A 14,526-nucleotide genomic window follows, 5' to 3' on the forward strand; every position below is an offset into this window, starting at 1 on the left:
AAAAATGAAAAAAGTAAAAACCTCTTTAAGAGGTTTTTACTTTTTTCTACTCCTATGCTCCCAAAATGGAAGGATGAGTAGAAACAATAGTTTTATTAAAGTGAAGTTGTTTAAGATGGCGTATCAAAATACAGACGCTGAATAATGAAAAATGAAAAAAGTAAAAACCTCTTATGTCCATAAGAGGTTTTTACTTTTTTCTACTCCTATGCTCCCAAAATGGAAGGATGAGTAGAAACAATAGTTTTATTATAAGCGTGTAATAAGGTGGTTCGTTGAGAGAATAACATTTGAAAGAATCGTTATTTTAACTTAGTAATAGTATGGTTGCTGACATGGTCCACCGTAACAAGGATAAGGTGCTGGCGGCGGGAAAGGTGGTGGATAAGGTGGGTAAAATGGTCGAGGGCCGAAAGCTAATGCTCCGCCGAGTAATCCACCAGCAATTCCAGCTAGAAAAGGAACGCCAAAAAACGGGAAGAAGCGTGAGTCGCCTACTGGACCAATAGGTGCTGAACGGACTGGGATTGGTTGATAATATGGATACATGAACATACCTCCTTTATTGGACTCACTTTCATCATATGGTAAATGAAACGTGGATGAGCGCGTACAAGAAAGGATATGCAAGAAAATAGGCGAATTATTACGAATGTTGAAGTATAAAAAGTGTAATTTCAGGTTTTGACATAAAACGGAATGGGACACGTGTTCTTCCGAGGCCTCGATTGACATAGAGAGTTAAATCCTGAATTGTATAGAAGCCTTCAATATAGTCTTTGGCGAGTGCTGGTGTAATAATAGGTCCTAAAAAAGGAATTTGTACTTGTCCGCCGTGACTATGACCAGAAAGTTGCAAGTTGATTGGATATTTAGAAACTTGGGGCGCGATATCTGGTTCGTGAACAAGAACAATGTTATAAGTACTTTGCCGTGCATGCTCTAATGTTTTCTCTATTTTTGGTTTGCCTAATAGTATATCATCGAGACCGAAAATAGAAATTTCACTATTATCCATTAGATGAATTCTTTTTTCACTATTGAGCAATAGCTCAAATCCTGATTCACGCATGATGTGCTCATAGTATTCAGTTCCATATCCACCGTGATCATGGTTACCATAAATAGCGAATTTACCGAAGGGGGCTTGTATATTTTTTAAAATGGATGCAACGAAAGGAGTATCAGTATACGTTTGATAATTATCAATGAGATCTCCGGTAAAAAGGACAATATCTGGATTTACAGCATTAATTTTAGAAACAACTTTAGATAAATGTTGAAGCGAGAAATAGTATCCGAGATGTAAATCGCTGAATTGAAGAATTTTTATACCATGAAAACTTTTTGGGATGAGTTGTGATTTTAATGTGTGCTGTGTAAAAGAAATGAAATGGGGCTCTATATATTTAGCATAGTAGTATCCGATGCTACTGGTTATAAATGAATAGAGACAAGTACGCATACCAATTTTTAAAAAATTTCTTCTTGTAATGTGCTTCATAAAAATATGAGTATACCTCAATGTTTTTATTCCATTTATAGGCTACTCAAATCTCCTTTCAGTTTATTTAAAATATACTTTACATAATAAAAAAGTAGTATAGATTACGAAAAAAAATGAATAAAAAGAAAGTTCTTTACGCTAAAATATCAGAAAAGTTTAAAAATATAAAGATTTCTATTAAATAAAGTGATAAAATGAATGTGTATTCATTTTTTGGAGGGGATGTATGTGAAAGAAAAGGTAGTTATTATAACAGGTGGATCGAGTGGAATGGGAAAAGGAATGGCGACTCGTTTTGCAAAAGAAGGGGCACGAGTTGTTATTACAGGACGTACAAAGGAAAAACTAGAGGAAACAAAGTTGGAAATTGAACAATTTCCAGGGCAAGTATTACCTGTACAAATGGATGTAAGAAATACGGATGACATTCAGAAAATGATTGAACAGATTGATGAGAAGTTTGGTAGAATTGATGTTTTAATAAATAATGCAGCTGGAAACTTTATTTGTCCAGCAGAAGATTTATCTGTGAATGGCTGGAATTCAGTCATTAATATTGTGTTAAACGGTACGTTTTACTGTAGTCATGCTGTCGGAAAATATTGGATTGAAAAAGGTATAAAAGGGAATATCATTAACATGGTAGCAACATATGCATGGGATGCAGGTCCAGGAGTGATTCATTCGGCTGCAGCGAAGGCAGGGGTATTAGCGATGACGAAGACGCTCGCTGTTGAGTGGGGGCGTAAATATGGAATACGAGTTAACGCTATCGCGCCAGGACCAATTGAACGTACGGGCGGTGCTGATAAATTATGGATTTCAGAAGAAATGGCTAAGCGTACGATACAAAGTGTTCCGCTTGGAAGGCTGGGTACGCCAGAAGAAATCGCTGGTCTAGCTTATTATTTATGCTCAGATGAAGCGGCGTACATAAATGGAACTTGCATGACAATGGATGGAGGACAACATTTACATCAATATCCATTTTAAAAGGGATAAAAAATGAATGTTTGATTCATTTTTTTATGGTTAAATGTGACGGAATTGTGACATATGAAAGAAAAGTGTTTACAAGAGGTCATATATACGTTATATTTAAGACCTCTTTTTTCTTCATAGTAGAATTGCTAATTCCCCTTAGCATTTTACCCCTCTAATCCCTTCAGGAAAACTGAAGGGATTTTTTATTATTTTTCCGTAAATATCATGTTATAATTTTTGAAAAGTAAAGGGAGGGAAGCACGTTGATAGATGCATTAGATGTAATGAGTAACTTGGATAAAGTCCTTCCTTATTATCAAGCTATTTTTAGTGCTGATGAGCATACTGTAATTGGATATGAAGTAGTAGGACGTATTCAAACAGAAGAGGGCATACAAAGTTTAGCTTCTTTCTTTCACGATGATTCGATTCCAAGTGAATTTCAACTGGAAGCGGATAATATTATAGTAGAAAAAGCTTTAAATCGTTATTTAGAAAGCGATCAAAAATTATTATTATTTATACATCGGAATGCTAATGTATTAATGAATGATGATGATGAAAGCTTGCTTCAACTTTTATTGAGGTATGAAGAACAAGGTTTAAATTTAAAACAAATTGTTTTAGAGATTACAGAGCATGAATGTAAAGAAGATATAGAGCAATTTAATCATTTGCTTATGTATTATCGTACATATGGTATTCAAATTTCGATTAATAAGGTCGGAACGGGCACAAGTAATTTAGAGCGTATTAGCGTGTTAGCACCTGATATTTTAAAAGTAGATTTAACGAACTTAAGGCAAACAGCACTTTTACAATCTTATCAAGATATTTTATATTCTTTATCATTACTTGCTAGAAGAATTGGTGCAACCTTGTTATATGAAGAAATAGATGCTTTTTATCAATTGCAATATGCTTGGAAAAACGGTGGAAGATATTATCAAGGTAATTATTTGAAAGAATGTTTACCTGATTTTATTGAAACGAATGTTTTGAAAGAGCGACTTGGTAATGAATGTCATCAGTTTATTCAGCATGAAAAGAAGAAGTTACAAAAAATTTATAATTTAACAGAGATGTTACGCGATCGAATTGGCGATGTTTTATCAAAACAAAAAAAGAATGAAGATATCAATGATTGGTTATTACAATTTAGTCAAAGTGTATCACAGTATAGTTTTCGCATATTTATTTGTAATGAAGATGGTTTCCAACAATCAGGAAATGTTATGAAAAAAGATGGAGAATGGATTGTGATGCCGGATTATTATATGAAGAACTGGAGTTGGCGCCCGTATTTTCTCGAGAATATCATGAAAATGCGTTTTGAGAATAAGGCAAGGCTTTCAGATTTATATGCAGATATCGAAACGGGCGAAATGGTACGAACATTTTCTTTTCCAATAGATGATGACAACTTTTTATTTATAGATTTATCATATGAGTATTTATATGAAGAAGATGTTTTATTTTAATGCACGAAGAGATTCGTGCATTTTTTGTTTGTTTTTATCATAAATTGGTAATAGTGAAAATGGTGATGAAAATGCTGTCTATCGTTGTAAAGATTTTACGAACGAAATCTGTCCTTTCTTTGCATAATCATTGTTACAATGAATACTACAAAGACAAGTTCTTTTAAAAGGAAGGTGAAAAAATGAGGAAATATGGAATATGGCTTGTTCTATTTGTATGTGTTGCCTTTCTAGTTGGTTATAGTGTTACGACTGTTTTAGGGAAAGAGGAAGTGGAAGTTGATCGGAAAGAAGTATTTACAACGATACAAAAAGGCTATGAAACCCAGTTTTCAATTCGTGGGAAGCATTTGCCGATGAATAAGATGATAGAGACGTTATCACCGTATTTTACAGATAATTTCCTTCAAGTATTTACAGATGAAAATAGCAGAAGTGATAAACAAAGTGGTGAATATTTACTTCCGGCAAAAGAAGCACCGTTTTCTTTTAATTCAGAAACGAAAATGTCGTATGATCAAGAGCATAAAAATTTATATGTATATGAGCGGACAAAAAGTGGACAATATCAAATTGTAACATTGAAAAGGGATCAAGATAAATGGAAGTTAGCAGGATATCATGAAAGTCAGGAACTTTTAACTGAAATAAAAAGGTTGCAACAATTATAAAGTGAAACTTTTAATTAGTGGGAGTTTTACTATCTACAAACAGCGGGATAAGAATAGGAATAGGTATTTACCTATTCCTATTCTATATTGAGTAGTTGTTGTAACTTTTCAATTTGAAAACCTGCAACTACTTCGCCATCAATTACGACTGTTGGAGTTGAATAGGAATCATAGTCGTTTAAAAGACGGTTGCGAGCAGCAGCGTCTTTTTTTACGTCAAATTCTTCATATGCAACGTTATTATGCTTCAAAAATTCTTTCACAATAACACATGGCGGACAATCAGGTTGTGTATAAACCTCAATTTTTTTCATTGTAATTCCTCCCTTTTTCTGTTTTTTATTATATTCTTCCAGTATAAAAACCGCAATAAAGAAGGGGAAATATGTTCTTTCTGTTTTTTCCTTCGCATTTCGACAAATTTTAGTTGAGTTTCTGGCTAATAACCTTTATCCTAGAGTGTGGAACATTTTTTCTGTTATGACGGATAGAATGAGTATAGCTGTAAAACCTATTGGTAGGAAGATCAGAGAAAGGAGAGATTTCATGTCTCTACTCCAAGGAATTTTAACTCGACTTGTTAGTCTACAAGAACAAGCTGAAAGCGGTGAAGTAGCACAACGCTATTTTGAAGTGAACGGTGAGCGCAAATGTAGCGTGAAATTTTTCGATAAAAGTGAAATGTATGAGTTAGAAGTGTATCAACAAGGTGAAAAACCTCAAGTGTACCAATTCGATAATATCGACATGGTTGCAATTGAGATTTACGATATCATTTCTTGATACATATAAAAAAGGTACTGCCATATGGCAGTACAGTTCTATTACTTTCCAGCGTAATGTATAGAAGTTTTTTATTTTTCATATTTTCGATATCATTTCTTGATACATATAAAAAAGGTACTGCCATATGGCAGTACCTTTTTTAGTTCTATTACTTTCCAGCGTAATGTATAGAAGTTTTTTATTTTTCCTACAATGGTATTAGAATGAAAATTTAATCCGTGCAAGTTTGCTTATCCATGTGGATAAGTAGTCCCGTCAACCGGGTGAATATGTGAAGCTAAACTTCTCACAATTGCTGGGTTCTGCAAATAGCGGGAGAAATATAACTAGGAGGTTATCGTATGGAACGTTTACCAGTTGTGATTTGTCCTAATTGTCAAAGTTCTGCTGAGATTATTCATGTATTAACGGCTCAATCTAATCAAAATGTAATTTATACGTGTCAAGTTTGTCACTTTGTAATTCGAAATATTGAAACGAATAAAGGATAGGAAGTTATAATTTTAGTTTTTGTCCCATACAATGAGAATACGAAAAGTCTGTCTAATTGAAAGGACGTGACTCTGTGGACGGTGCACATAAATTTTACAATGTTTCAGAGAGACATTTAAATTTTGATATGGTCTTTAACCGTATTTGTAGTTTCATTGAAAAGGATCCGCGAAATTTGTATCGATTATCCATTGGGACAGACTCGCAAGCGCATCAAAAGGATACGAGGTTTATTACAGCAATCCATATTCATCGTGTTGGAAAAGGTGCCTGGGGTTGTTTACACCATAGATCAGTAAAAGATAAGCCAGCGACCTTACGTGAGAAAATATATTTAGAAACGCAGTTTAGTCAAGAAATCGCATGTCTATTTACGCCTACTCATATACAAACAATATGGGAGTTATTGCATCCTTATGCTCAAGATGGGGCTGGATTCATAATGGAAATTCATTTAGACATTGGGAATGATGGTTTAACAAGAGAATTTATTTTAGATATGACAGAAAAAATTCGAGCGATGGGATTAACTGCAAAAATTAAGCCGGATGCTTATGCGGCGTTTAGTTATGCAAATCGATATACGAAATGATTTTTTGTATGTTTATAATTGCTACATATCTTTTGGTAAAAACTGAATATTACATCTATTAAATAGGTTAAATTTTTTATATAATAAGAGTGAGTAACGATGCGAGTGTAAGGAGAGGGGTATATGCAAAGGGAAGTTGTTTTAACGAAGGAAGAAGAAAGTTTACTACTAGATATTTTATTTCAGCAAAATTATGCAAGTGAAATTTTAGCTGTGGAACTTACGGACATTGAGAATGGTTTGAAACAGACAGATGTGATGCAATATAAAAAAATCACAAGGTTATTTTACAGATTAAAAAATAAAGGGTATTAAGCGCTACCGGAATGGTAGTCTTTTTTTTGTGCTGTATGCTAAAATAGCTGTGTGATTGTATTTTTATTGAAATAAATTTAGGACAAAATAATAATATGAAAACGCTGTCATAAAATGTGAATAGAGTTATGAACATAAGCAGGAAAAAGGGAAAAAGGGAAAATGGGGGATGTAATATGATTAGTATTCCGAAAGACGAATTTCAACAAATTCTTGTGAAGGATTTAATGATTTCATCGGAAAAAGTAGCTCATGTCCAAATTGGAAATGGTTTAGAACATGCTTTACTCGTTCTTGTGAAATCTGGATATTCGGCGATACCTGTCTTAGATCCAATGTATAAATTACATGGTTTGATTAGTACGGCCATGATATTAGATGGTATGTTAGGATTAGAGCGTATTGAGTTTGAAAGACTTGATGATATGAAAGTAGAGCAGGTGATGAAGGAAGATATACCTTTTCTTAAATTAGAAGATTCATTTGCAAAAGCTTTAGAAATGACAATTGATCATCCTTTTATTTGCGCTGTTAATGAAGAAGGCTATTTTGAGGGGATTTTAACACGTCGGGCTATTTTAAAATTGTTGAATAAGAAAGTAAGGCAACATAATCGATAACGTGAGAAAAGTGACTTCATAGAAACGAAGAAGTCACTTTTTTTTCGTGCATATCACTTGTGTATGTATTATATTAAAAAAGACATAAAACATAAGGGAAGTTTGCGCTGAAAAATTGTATTTTCTGAATGAAAGCTTAATGGAATAAGGTGTATGGAAGCTAAGGAAAGAGGGAGAAAGTTGCAAATTGATGATTTTCAAATGATGGTTGTGTTAGCTCAGGAATCAAATATGAGAAAAGCGGCGGAACGTTTATTTGTTTCACAACCTGCGCTGAGTCAACGATTACAATCTATGGAGAAACAATGGGGAATGAAGTTTTTTATTCGCTCACAAAAAGGATTGACAATTACACCTGAAGGGGAAAAAGTTGCAAATTATGCCAAAGAAATGTTGCAAAAGGAAGAGGATATAAAAAGTGAGCTAGCTGTTTTTAGAACGGAAACTCATGGAACTTTAAAAATAGCTGTTGCATCAGTTATTGGTCAATATTGGCTCCCTCCTGTTTTGAAAAAGTTTGTGCATAAATATCCTTCTGTAAAGATATCGCTGTTTACTGGATGGAGTAGTGAAGTGCAAAAGCAGTTTTATGAAGGAGACGTTCATGTTGCTATACTGAGGGGAACACAAGAATATAAAGGTCAAAAGCAACAATTATTTGAAGATGAACTGTATTTAGTTGATAAAGAAATAAAAGATATTTCGATGCTAAAAGAAACAAATAGACCGTTCATTCAATTTAAAAGTGACTCAACTTATTATGGACAAATACAAAATTGGTGGTATGGTTTATTTTCTAATCCGCCTAAGCGAACGATTGTAGTTGACCAAATTGAAACATGCAAACAACTTGTTTTAAATGGTATAGGTTACGCCCTTTTACCTTCTACTGTTTTAAAGGAAGTACAGGAAAATATGTATAAAACACCTGTTCAACTGACGAGAGAAACATGGTTGTTAACAAGTGACTCGGCAAGGCAGTTGAAGCAAGTACAAGCATTTTTAGAAATTATAGAAGAAATTCAAAGGGAAAAATAAGATTATTATCTTGCTACTCGCTCTTTCGTTTGGTAGAGTAACATTATAAATGGATTTAGGAGGCAACAAGAATGAAAATGATGGACGCTAACGAAATTATTTCGTTTATTCAAAAAAGTGAAAAGAAAACTCCTGTAAAGGTATACATAAAAGGGGATTTAAAAGAAGTAACATTCCCTGAAACAGTACAAGCATTTGTGAATAAAAAATCAGGTGTATTATTCGGAGAATGGTCTGAAATTAAGACAATTCTTGATGAGAATAATAAGCACATCGTTGACTACGTTGTAGAAAACGATCGTCGTAATTCTGCAATTCCAATGCTTGATTTAAAAGGTATTAAAGCTCGCATCGAGCCAGGTGCTATTATTCGTGACCATGTTGAAATTGGTGACAACGCTGTAATTATGATGAATGCAACAATTAACATTGGTGCTGTAATTGGTGAAGGTTCTATGATCGACATGAACGCAGTACTTGGTGGACGTGCAACAGTCGGTAAAAACTGTCACGTAGGTGCAGGTGCTGTACTTGCAGGTGTTATTGAGCCACCTTCTGCAAAACCAGTTATCGTTGAAGATGATGTAGTAATCGGTGCAAACGTAGTTGTTTTAGAGGGTGTTACAGTAGGTAAAGGTGCAGTTGTAGCAGCGGGAGCTGTTGTAACAGAAGATGTGCCTCCATACACAGTTGTTGCAGGTACTCCAGCACGTGTAATTAAAGAAATTGATGAGAAGACAAAAGCAAAAACAGAAATTAAACAAGAGCTTCGTCAATTAAACCCAGAGAAATAAAAAGTAAAAAAAGCGTAAGAGCGTAAATGGGCTCTTACGCTTTTTATAGATAGAGGTGCAAAAATGACAGTAAGCAAATTTGTCCAAATTCGTAGAGATCTACATAGAATTCCAGAAATTGGATTTAAGGAATGGAAAACACAACAGTATATTTTAGATTATATAGGAACACTTTCTCTTGAATTTGTGGAAGTGAAGACATGGAAAACGGGTGTAATCGTTAAAGTAAATGGAAAAAATCCAGAAAAAATAATAGGTTATCGTGCAGATATAGATGGTCTGCCAATTACAGAGGAAACTGGATATGAGTTTGCTTCTATTCATGAAGGAATGATGCATGCATGTGGCCACGATGTACATACAACAATCGGTTTAGGCCTTCTAACGAAAGCTGTGAGCGAAAGAATAGATGATGACCTTGTATTTCTATTCCAGCCAGCAGAAGAAGGACCAGGCGGTGCTCTTCCTATGTTAGAAAGTGAAGAGTTAAAAGAATGGAAACCAAATATAATTCTTGGTCTTCATATTGCACCAGAATACGCTGTAGGGACAATTGCAACGAAAGAAGGACTGTTATTTGCTAATACTTCAGAATTATATATTGATTTAAAAGGGAAAGGTGGCCATGCTGCCTATCCGCATACTGCAAATGATATGATTGTTGCAGCGAGTCATCTTGTTACACAGCTTCAATCCGTTATTAGTCGCAATGTAAATCCTCTTGATAGTGCAGTAATTACAATCGGGAAAATTACAGGTGGTACGGTTCAAAATATTATTGCAGAAAAATCTCGTTTAGAAGGAACGATTCGAACATTATCAGTGGAATCAATGAAGCGTGTGAAAAGCAGAATTGAGGCAATTGTTGCAGGTATCGAAGCTTCTTTCCAGTGTGAGGCGATTATAGATTACGGAGCAATGTATCATCAAGTATATAACCATGAAGAGTTAACAAGAGAGTTTATGCAATTTGTACATAAACAAACAGATATGAATGTTATTACATGTACTGAGGCAATGACAGGTGAAGATTTTGGTTATATGCTTCGAGAAATCCCTGGATTTATGTTTTGGCTTGGAGTAAATTCAGAATATGGTTTACATCATGCAAAATTAAAACCAGACGAAGAAGTGATTGAAAAGGCAATTACATTTTTAAGCCAATATGTAAAGTGGAAAGGGAATAGAAAATAAAACTTCCGCTTTATTGAAGGTTCCAAAAAACTTTTTGTTATGAGGTGTAAGTAACGCTCGTATAGAGTGATTTTAGACATTTACATACAAATGAAAGAATAAAGTTAATTGGACTGTTTTAATAATGAGCAGGGGGTTTTTAGCCACTGCTCATTATTAATTATTTGACTAACTTATATATGTTTACTTTTAGTATGAAAAGTGTGTAAAATCAATGTGAAACATAGAAAAAAGGGTGGGGAATTACGTGCAAATTAGCAGTGCGATTTTATGTTTCGTCTTATATGCGTATGTTATTATTGCGGCGGTTTATTTTGGGATAAGTTTTTATGCCTATCGTTTAGTCGATAATAATGAATATGACGAAACATACAAATGGGTGAAGAGATATTTATCACCTGTACTAGAAATTATGAATGGGTTTGTGCTCTTTTTATTTATTGGATTAATTGCTTTCTCAACGAGTTTAGTAGGGAATAAAACTACGTTATTTGTATTAGGTATCATTATTTTTATGTTGTTAGGAATAAGGATTGGTAATACGGTCTTTTGGAATGAAAGAAAAGTAGATGGTTGGACGGGAATGTTAATTCCATGCATGTTAGCTGCAATCGTGACAAATATAGAACATGAATATTATCAATTACATTTTTGGCTTATTATCGTTTTAACAATTCTTTCTGTTTTGTATATAAGCACAGTAGTACTAACATATATTGCACATGAAAAAGGTGATGTTAAAGGCACTCGTTTCTTTAGAGGACGGGCATTATTTTGGAGTGTGCCGACGATGGCAGTTATCGCGCTTATTGCGATATTAGTAAATGGATATCAATTTTCTAGTTGGCAACTATTTTTAGAAAATTGGTGGATCTTTATCTTTTCGTTTATTGCTTTTTTAGGTGCAACGCATTATTTATTCCATCAACATCATTACATATGGGCGTTGTTATTTGCATTCATACAGCTTCTATTTGCCTTTTTTGGTCAAGAAACATTATTATTCGTTTTTGAAACATTTAGTTCGTTTGGAAATATATTTGTATTTGCTATGTTACTTGTTGGTATCGCTTTTTACTTGCAACAATATTTTTATATACAAAAACAAAAATAAGAGCTAATTACAGTTTTTGTGACGCATATAAAGTGTGTTACACTGAAAATAAATAGTACTTGAAGTTATTGGAGGAATTCCTGTGGGTGAGAAAGAAAAAGAATTTGCTGTCATTGGACTTGGTCGCTTTGGTGGAAGTATTTGCCGAGAACTAGCTCAATTAGGTATGGAAGTAATGGCAATCGACTCAGATGAGGATAAAATTAATGAATTTGCAAATATAGCTTCGCATGCTGTAATTGCAGATTCAACAGATGAGATGGTATTAAAAAGCCTTGGTATTCGAAATTTTGATCACGTAGTCGTTGCTATTGGAGATAATTTAAATTCAAGTATTCTAACTACTTTGATTTTGAAAGAATTGGGTGTAAAAAATATTACTGTAAAAGCTCAAAATGATTATCATGAAAAAGTGTTAAGTAAAATAGGTGCAGATCATATTGTGCATCCAGAACGTGATATGGGAAAAAGGATTGCTAATAATATTGCATCAAGCAATGTGTTAGACTACCTTGAGCTTTCAGATGAGCATAGTATTGTAGAGATTATTGCGAATAAAAAAATTGATGGGCACTCTTTAATTGAATTAGATATTCGTGCGAAGTTTGGATTGAATATTGTAGCAATTAAACGAGGTAAAGAAGTTATCGTATCCCCTCGGGCTACGGAGAATATTCAAGCAGGAGATATATTAATTGTCATTGGTCATGACGATGAAGTGGATCGATTTAAACACTTTTTAAGATAAGAGAAAAGAAAAGGACAATGCCTTCATAGCATTGTCCTTTTTCTTATATTTCCATAATGATTGGTAAAATCATTGGACGGCGTTTCGTTTTCTCATATAGGAATGGAGCTAATGTGTCTGTAATTTCATTTTTAATTTCAGACCATTGTGTTGTTTTACGCTCCATTACTTTTTCTAAATGAGTTGTAATTAATGTTTGTGCATCATTGATTAAATCGCTGCTTTCACGCATGTAAACGAAACCGCGTGAGATGATATCAGGTCCTGCTGCAACTTTAAATTCTTTCATATCAATGCTTACAACTACAATTACAAGTCCTTCTTCAGAAAGGATACGACGATCTCGTAATACGATATTGCCGATATCCCCAATACCGTTTCCATCAATGTAGACCGAACCAGATGGGATTTTTCCAGCTACGCTAGCTTCATCAGAACGTAAAGCAAGAACATCGCCATTATCCATAATGAAGCAATTTTCTTCAGGGATACCACAATCATTTGCTATGTTCATGTGCATACGCTGCATACGATATTCACCATGAATTGGCATGAAGTACTTCGGTTTAATTAGACGTAACATTAATTTTTGTTCTTCTTGTCCACCGTGTCCACTTGTATGGATATTTGAAAGTTTCCCGTGAATTACATCAGCGCCAGCGCGGTACAACATGTTAATTGTACGACTTACGCTAATTGTATTTCCTGGAATTGGTGAAGAAGAGAAAACAACTGTATCTCCAGGAATAATTTGAATTTGGCGGTGTGTACCGTTTGCAATACGTGAAAGTGCTGCCATCGGTTCACCTTGACTACCTGTACATAAAATAACAACTTTATTAGCTGGTAAGCGGTTTAGTTGAGATGCATCTATGAATGTATCTTTCGGGCAACGAATATAACCAAGGTTTTGTCCGATTTCAATCGCTGCTTCCATACTTCGACCAAACACAGCTACTTTACGGTTGTTTTCAACAGCAGCTTCAATAACTTGTTGTAAGCGGTGAATATTTGATGCAAAGGTTGCGAATATAATCCGTCCGTCTACTTTACGGAAAATGTCTTGAATGCTATCACCAACGCGACGCTCAGACATAGTAAAGTTTGGAACTTCACTGTTCGTACTATCAGATAATAGACATAGCACGCCATCTTTACCGATTTCAGCCATTTTTGTTAAATCAGCTGGTTCACCAACTGGTGTGAAATCAAATTTGAAATCACCTGTATGAACAACTTGACCTTGAGGTGTTTTCACAACAACGCCGTACGAATCTGGAATACTGTGAGTTGTACGGAAGAAGGATACAGACGTTTTTTTGAATTTAATAACGTCATCTTCTTGAATTTCGTAAAGTTTTGCTTTACGAAGTAAGCCGTGTTCTTCCAATTTGTTTTTGATGAGTGCAATTGCTAATTTTCCGCCGTAAATCGGGATGTTCACTTGACGTAATAGGTAAGGGATTCCGCCGATATGATCTTCGTGACCATGTGTAATGAATAACCCTTTAATTTTATCTTCGTTTCGCACAAAATAAGTGTAGTCTGGTATTACATAATCGATTCCGAGAAGTTCGTCCTCTGGAAATTTAATTCCAGCATCAATTATAATAATTTCATCTTGAAATTGAACAGCGTATGTATTTTTACCGATTTCACCAAGCCCACCGAGAGCAAATACAGCAACTTGGTCGTTTTTTAGAAATTTCATATCGCTATACGATTTCCGCTAATGTTAAATCAGCGTTTTCTTTTTCATATTCAAGATGAGCGCCAGTAACAGACTGAACAAACTCGATATTATATGCGAACTTATTTAATTTTGTACGAACATCCTTTTCAGACGTAGCCTCTAAATATAAAACTTTTGTATTTTCACGTACTGGAACCTCAGTTAATTTTTCTTGATAAAATACTTTAAAAATCATTTGGAAAACCTCTCCTTGTCTATGTTTTGCATTATCTGTTACTTATTATAAAGCAAACAGTCACGATTTTCATGTTTTTTCGAATGAGAATGAAGAAAAAGCCCGAAATGGGCACAATTTAAGCGATTGTCTTTTTACGGACTAGACCGTTTAAATAACGCTTGAGCTTTTTCTTCAGCTTCTTCAGCATGATTACTCCTTCCTTTCCTTATTTTAAACATGCATATTACTAGTGAGAATTCTATCTCTGATATAAGAGATA

At 34.3% G+C, this 14,526-nt stretch carries 18 protein-coding genes; 13 read left to right on the plus strand and 5 right to left on the minus strand.

What is annotated here, in order from left to right:
• Positions 1-312: 312 nt before the first annotated feature.
• Positions 313-549, minus strand: coding sequence for a hypothetical protein (locus DN400_RS18060; protein WP_000283738.1), 237 nt, complete (start codon positions 547-549; stop codon positions 313-315).
• Positions 550-646: 97 nt separating this feature from the next.
• Positions 647-1,504 (minus strand): metallophosphoesterase, encoded by an 858-nt coding sequence (locus DN400_RS18065; protein WP_065229349.1) that lies wholly within the window; start codon positions 1,502-1,504, stop codon positions 647-649.
• Between the two features lie 231 nt (positions 1,505-1,735).
• On the opposite strand from DN400_RS18065, the gene fadH reads away from it, so the two are divergent.
• The 3 genes from fadH (at position 1,736) to DN400_RS18080 (ending at position 4,643) form a co-directional block, all read left to right on the plus strand.
• Complete coding sequence (fadH, locus tag DN400_RS18070) at positions 1,736-2,500, plus strand: 2,4-dienoyl-CoA reductase (protein WP_000660913.1); 765 nt, start codon at positions 1,736-1,738, stop codon at positions 2,498-2,500.
• 254 nt (positions 2,501-2,754) lie between these two features.
• Positions 2,755-3,972, plus strand: a complete 1,218-nt coding sequence (locus DN400_RS18075; protein ID WP_000564307.1) for an EAL domain-containing protein — start codon at positions 2,755-2,757, stop codon at positions 3,970-3,972.
• Between the two features lie 182 nt (positions 3,973-4,154).
• On the plus strand, positions 4,155-4,643 hold the full coding sequence (locus DN400_RS18080; RefSeq protein WP_001233805.1) for a DUF3993 domain-containing protein: 489 nt from the start codon (positions 4,155-4,157) through the stop codon (positions 4,641-4,643).
• Between the two features lie 77 nt (positions 4,644-4,720).
• Here the strand turns inward: DN400_RS18080 and DN400_RS18085 are convergent, their stop codons facing one another.
• Positions 4,721-4,957, minus strand: a complete 237-nt coding sequence (locus DN400_RS18085; protein WP_000717873.1) for a glutaredoxin family protein — start codon at positions 4,955-4,957, stop codon at positions 4,721-4,723.
• 232 nt (positions 4,958-5,189) lie between these two features.
• Here DN400_RS18085 and DN400_RS18090 point away from each other — a divergent pair, with 232 nt between their 5' ends.
• From DN400_RS18090 to DN400_RS18130, 10 genes are all read left to right on the plus strand, one after another.
• Complete coding sequence (locus DN400_RS18090; RefSeq protein ID WP_000055151.1) at positions 5,190-5,426, plus strand: YkuJ family protein; 237 nt, start codon at positions 5,190-5,192, stop codon at positions 5,424-5,426.
• Between the two features lie 344 nt (positions 5,427-5,770).
• Complete coding sequence (locus DN400_RS29565) at positions 5,771-5,920, plus strand: hypothetical protein (protein ID WP_000440540.1); 150 nt, start codon at positions 5,771-5,773, stop codon at positions 5,918-5,920.
• 74 nt (positions 5,921-5,994) lie between these two features.
• Positions 5,995-6,513: a ribonuclease H-like YkuK family protein gene (locus DN400_RS18095; protein ID WP_000348490.1), complete on the plus strand. Its 519-nt coding sequence runs from the start codon at positions 5,995-5,997 to the stop codon at positions 6,511-6,513.
• A gap of 123 nt (positions 6,514-6,636) precedes the next feature.
• A complete protein-coding gene (gene abbA, locus DN400_RS18100; protein WP_001188692.1) occupies positions 6,637-6,828 on the plus strand; it encodes an antirepressor AbbA in 192 nt (63 codons plus the stop codon).
• 176 nt (positions 6,829-7,004) lie between these two features.
• Positions 7,005-7,448 carry a cyclic-di-AMP-binding protein CbpB gene (cbpB, locus tag DN400_RS18105; protein ID WP_000623573.1) on the plus strand — a complete coding sequence of 148 codons (444 nt, stop codon included), beginning with the start codon at positions 7,005-7,007 and terminating at the stop codon, positions 7,446-7,448.
• A gap of 153 nt (positions 7,449-7,601) precedes the next feature.
• Positions 7,602-8,486: a LysR family transcriptional regulator gene (locus DN400_RS18110; RefSeq protein ID WP_002094125.1), complete on the plus strand. Its 885-nt coding sequence runs from the start codon at positions 7,602-7,604 to the stop codon at positions 8,484-8,486.
• A gap of 71 nt (positions 8,487-8,557) precedes the next feature.
• Positions 8,558-9,280 carry a 2,3,4,5-tetrahydropyridine-2,6-dicarboxylate N-acetyltransferase gene (gene dapD, locus DN400_RS18115; protein WP_000783241.1) on the plus strand — a complete coding sequence of 241 codons (723 nt, stop codon included), beginning with the start codon at positions 8,558-8,560 and terminating at the stop codon, positions 9,278-9,280.
• A 63-nt stretch (positions 9,281-9,343) separates the two neighbouring features.
• Positions 9,344-10,474 (plus strand): N-acetyldiaminopimelate deacetylase, encoded by a 1,131-nt coding sequence (locus tag DN400_RS18120; protein ID WP_000218677.1) that lies wholly within the window; start codon positions 9,344-9,346, stop codon positions 10,472-10,474.
• 247 nt (positions 10,475-10,721) lie between these two features.
• The gene (locus tag DN400_RS18125) at positions 10,722-11,588 is read left to right on the plus strand and encodes a hypothetical protein (protein WP_001167322.1); all 867 of its coding nucleotides are present in this window, start codon (positions 10,722-10,724) and stop codon (positions 11,586-11,588) included.
• Positions 11,589-11,670: 82 nt separating this feature from the next.
• Positions 11,671-12,336: a potassium channel family protein gene (locus DN400_RS18130; RefSeq protein ID WP_000504032.1), complete on the plus strand. Its 666-nt coding sequence runs from the start codon at positions 11,671-11,673 to the stop codon at positions 12,334-12,336.
• Positions 12,337-12,379: 43 nt separating this feature from the next.
• Here DN400_RS18130 and rnjA read toward each other — a convergent pair whose 3' ends face one another.
• Positions 12,380-14,047 (minus strand): ribonuclease J1, encoded by a 1,668-nt coding sequence (gene rnjA, locus DN400_RS18135; RefSeq protein ID WP_000670375.1) that lies wholly within the window; start codon positions 14,045-14,047, stop codon positions 12,380-12,382.
• Between the two features lie 4 nt (positions 14,048-14,051).
• Entirely contained in the window at positions 14,052-14,264 is a 213-nt protein-coding gene (locus tag DN400_RS18140; protein ID WP_000576435.1) for a DNA-dependent RNA polymerase subunit epsilon, read from the minus strand.
• Between the last annotated feature and the right edge of the window lie 262 nt (positions 14,265-14,526).

The organism is Bacillus sp. AR8-1, assembly GCF_008042345.1.
Lineage (GTDB): Bacteria > Bacillota > Bacilli > Bacillales > Bacillaceae_G > Bacillus_A > Bacillus_A cereus.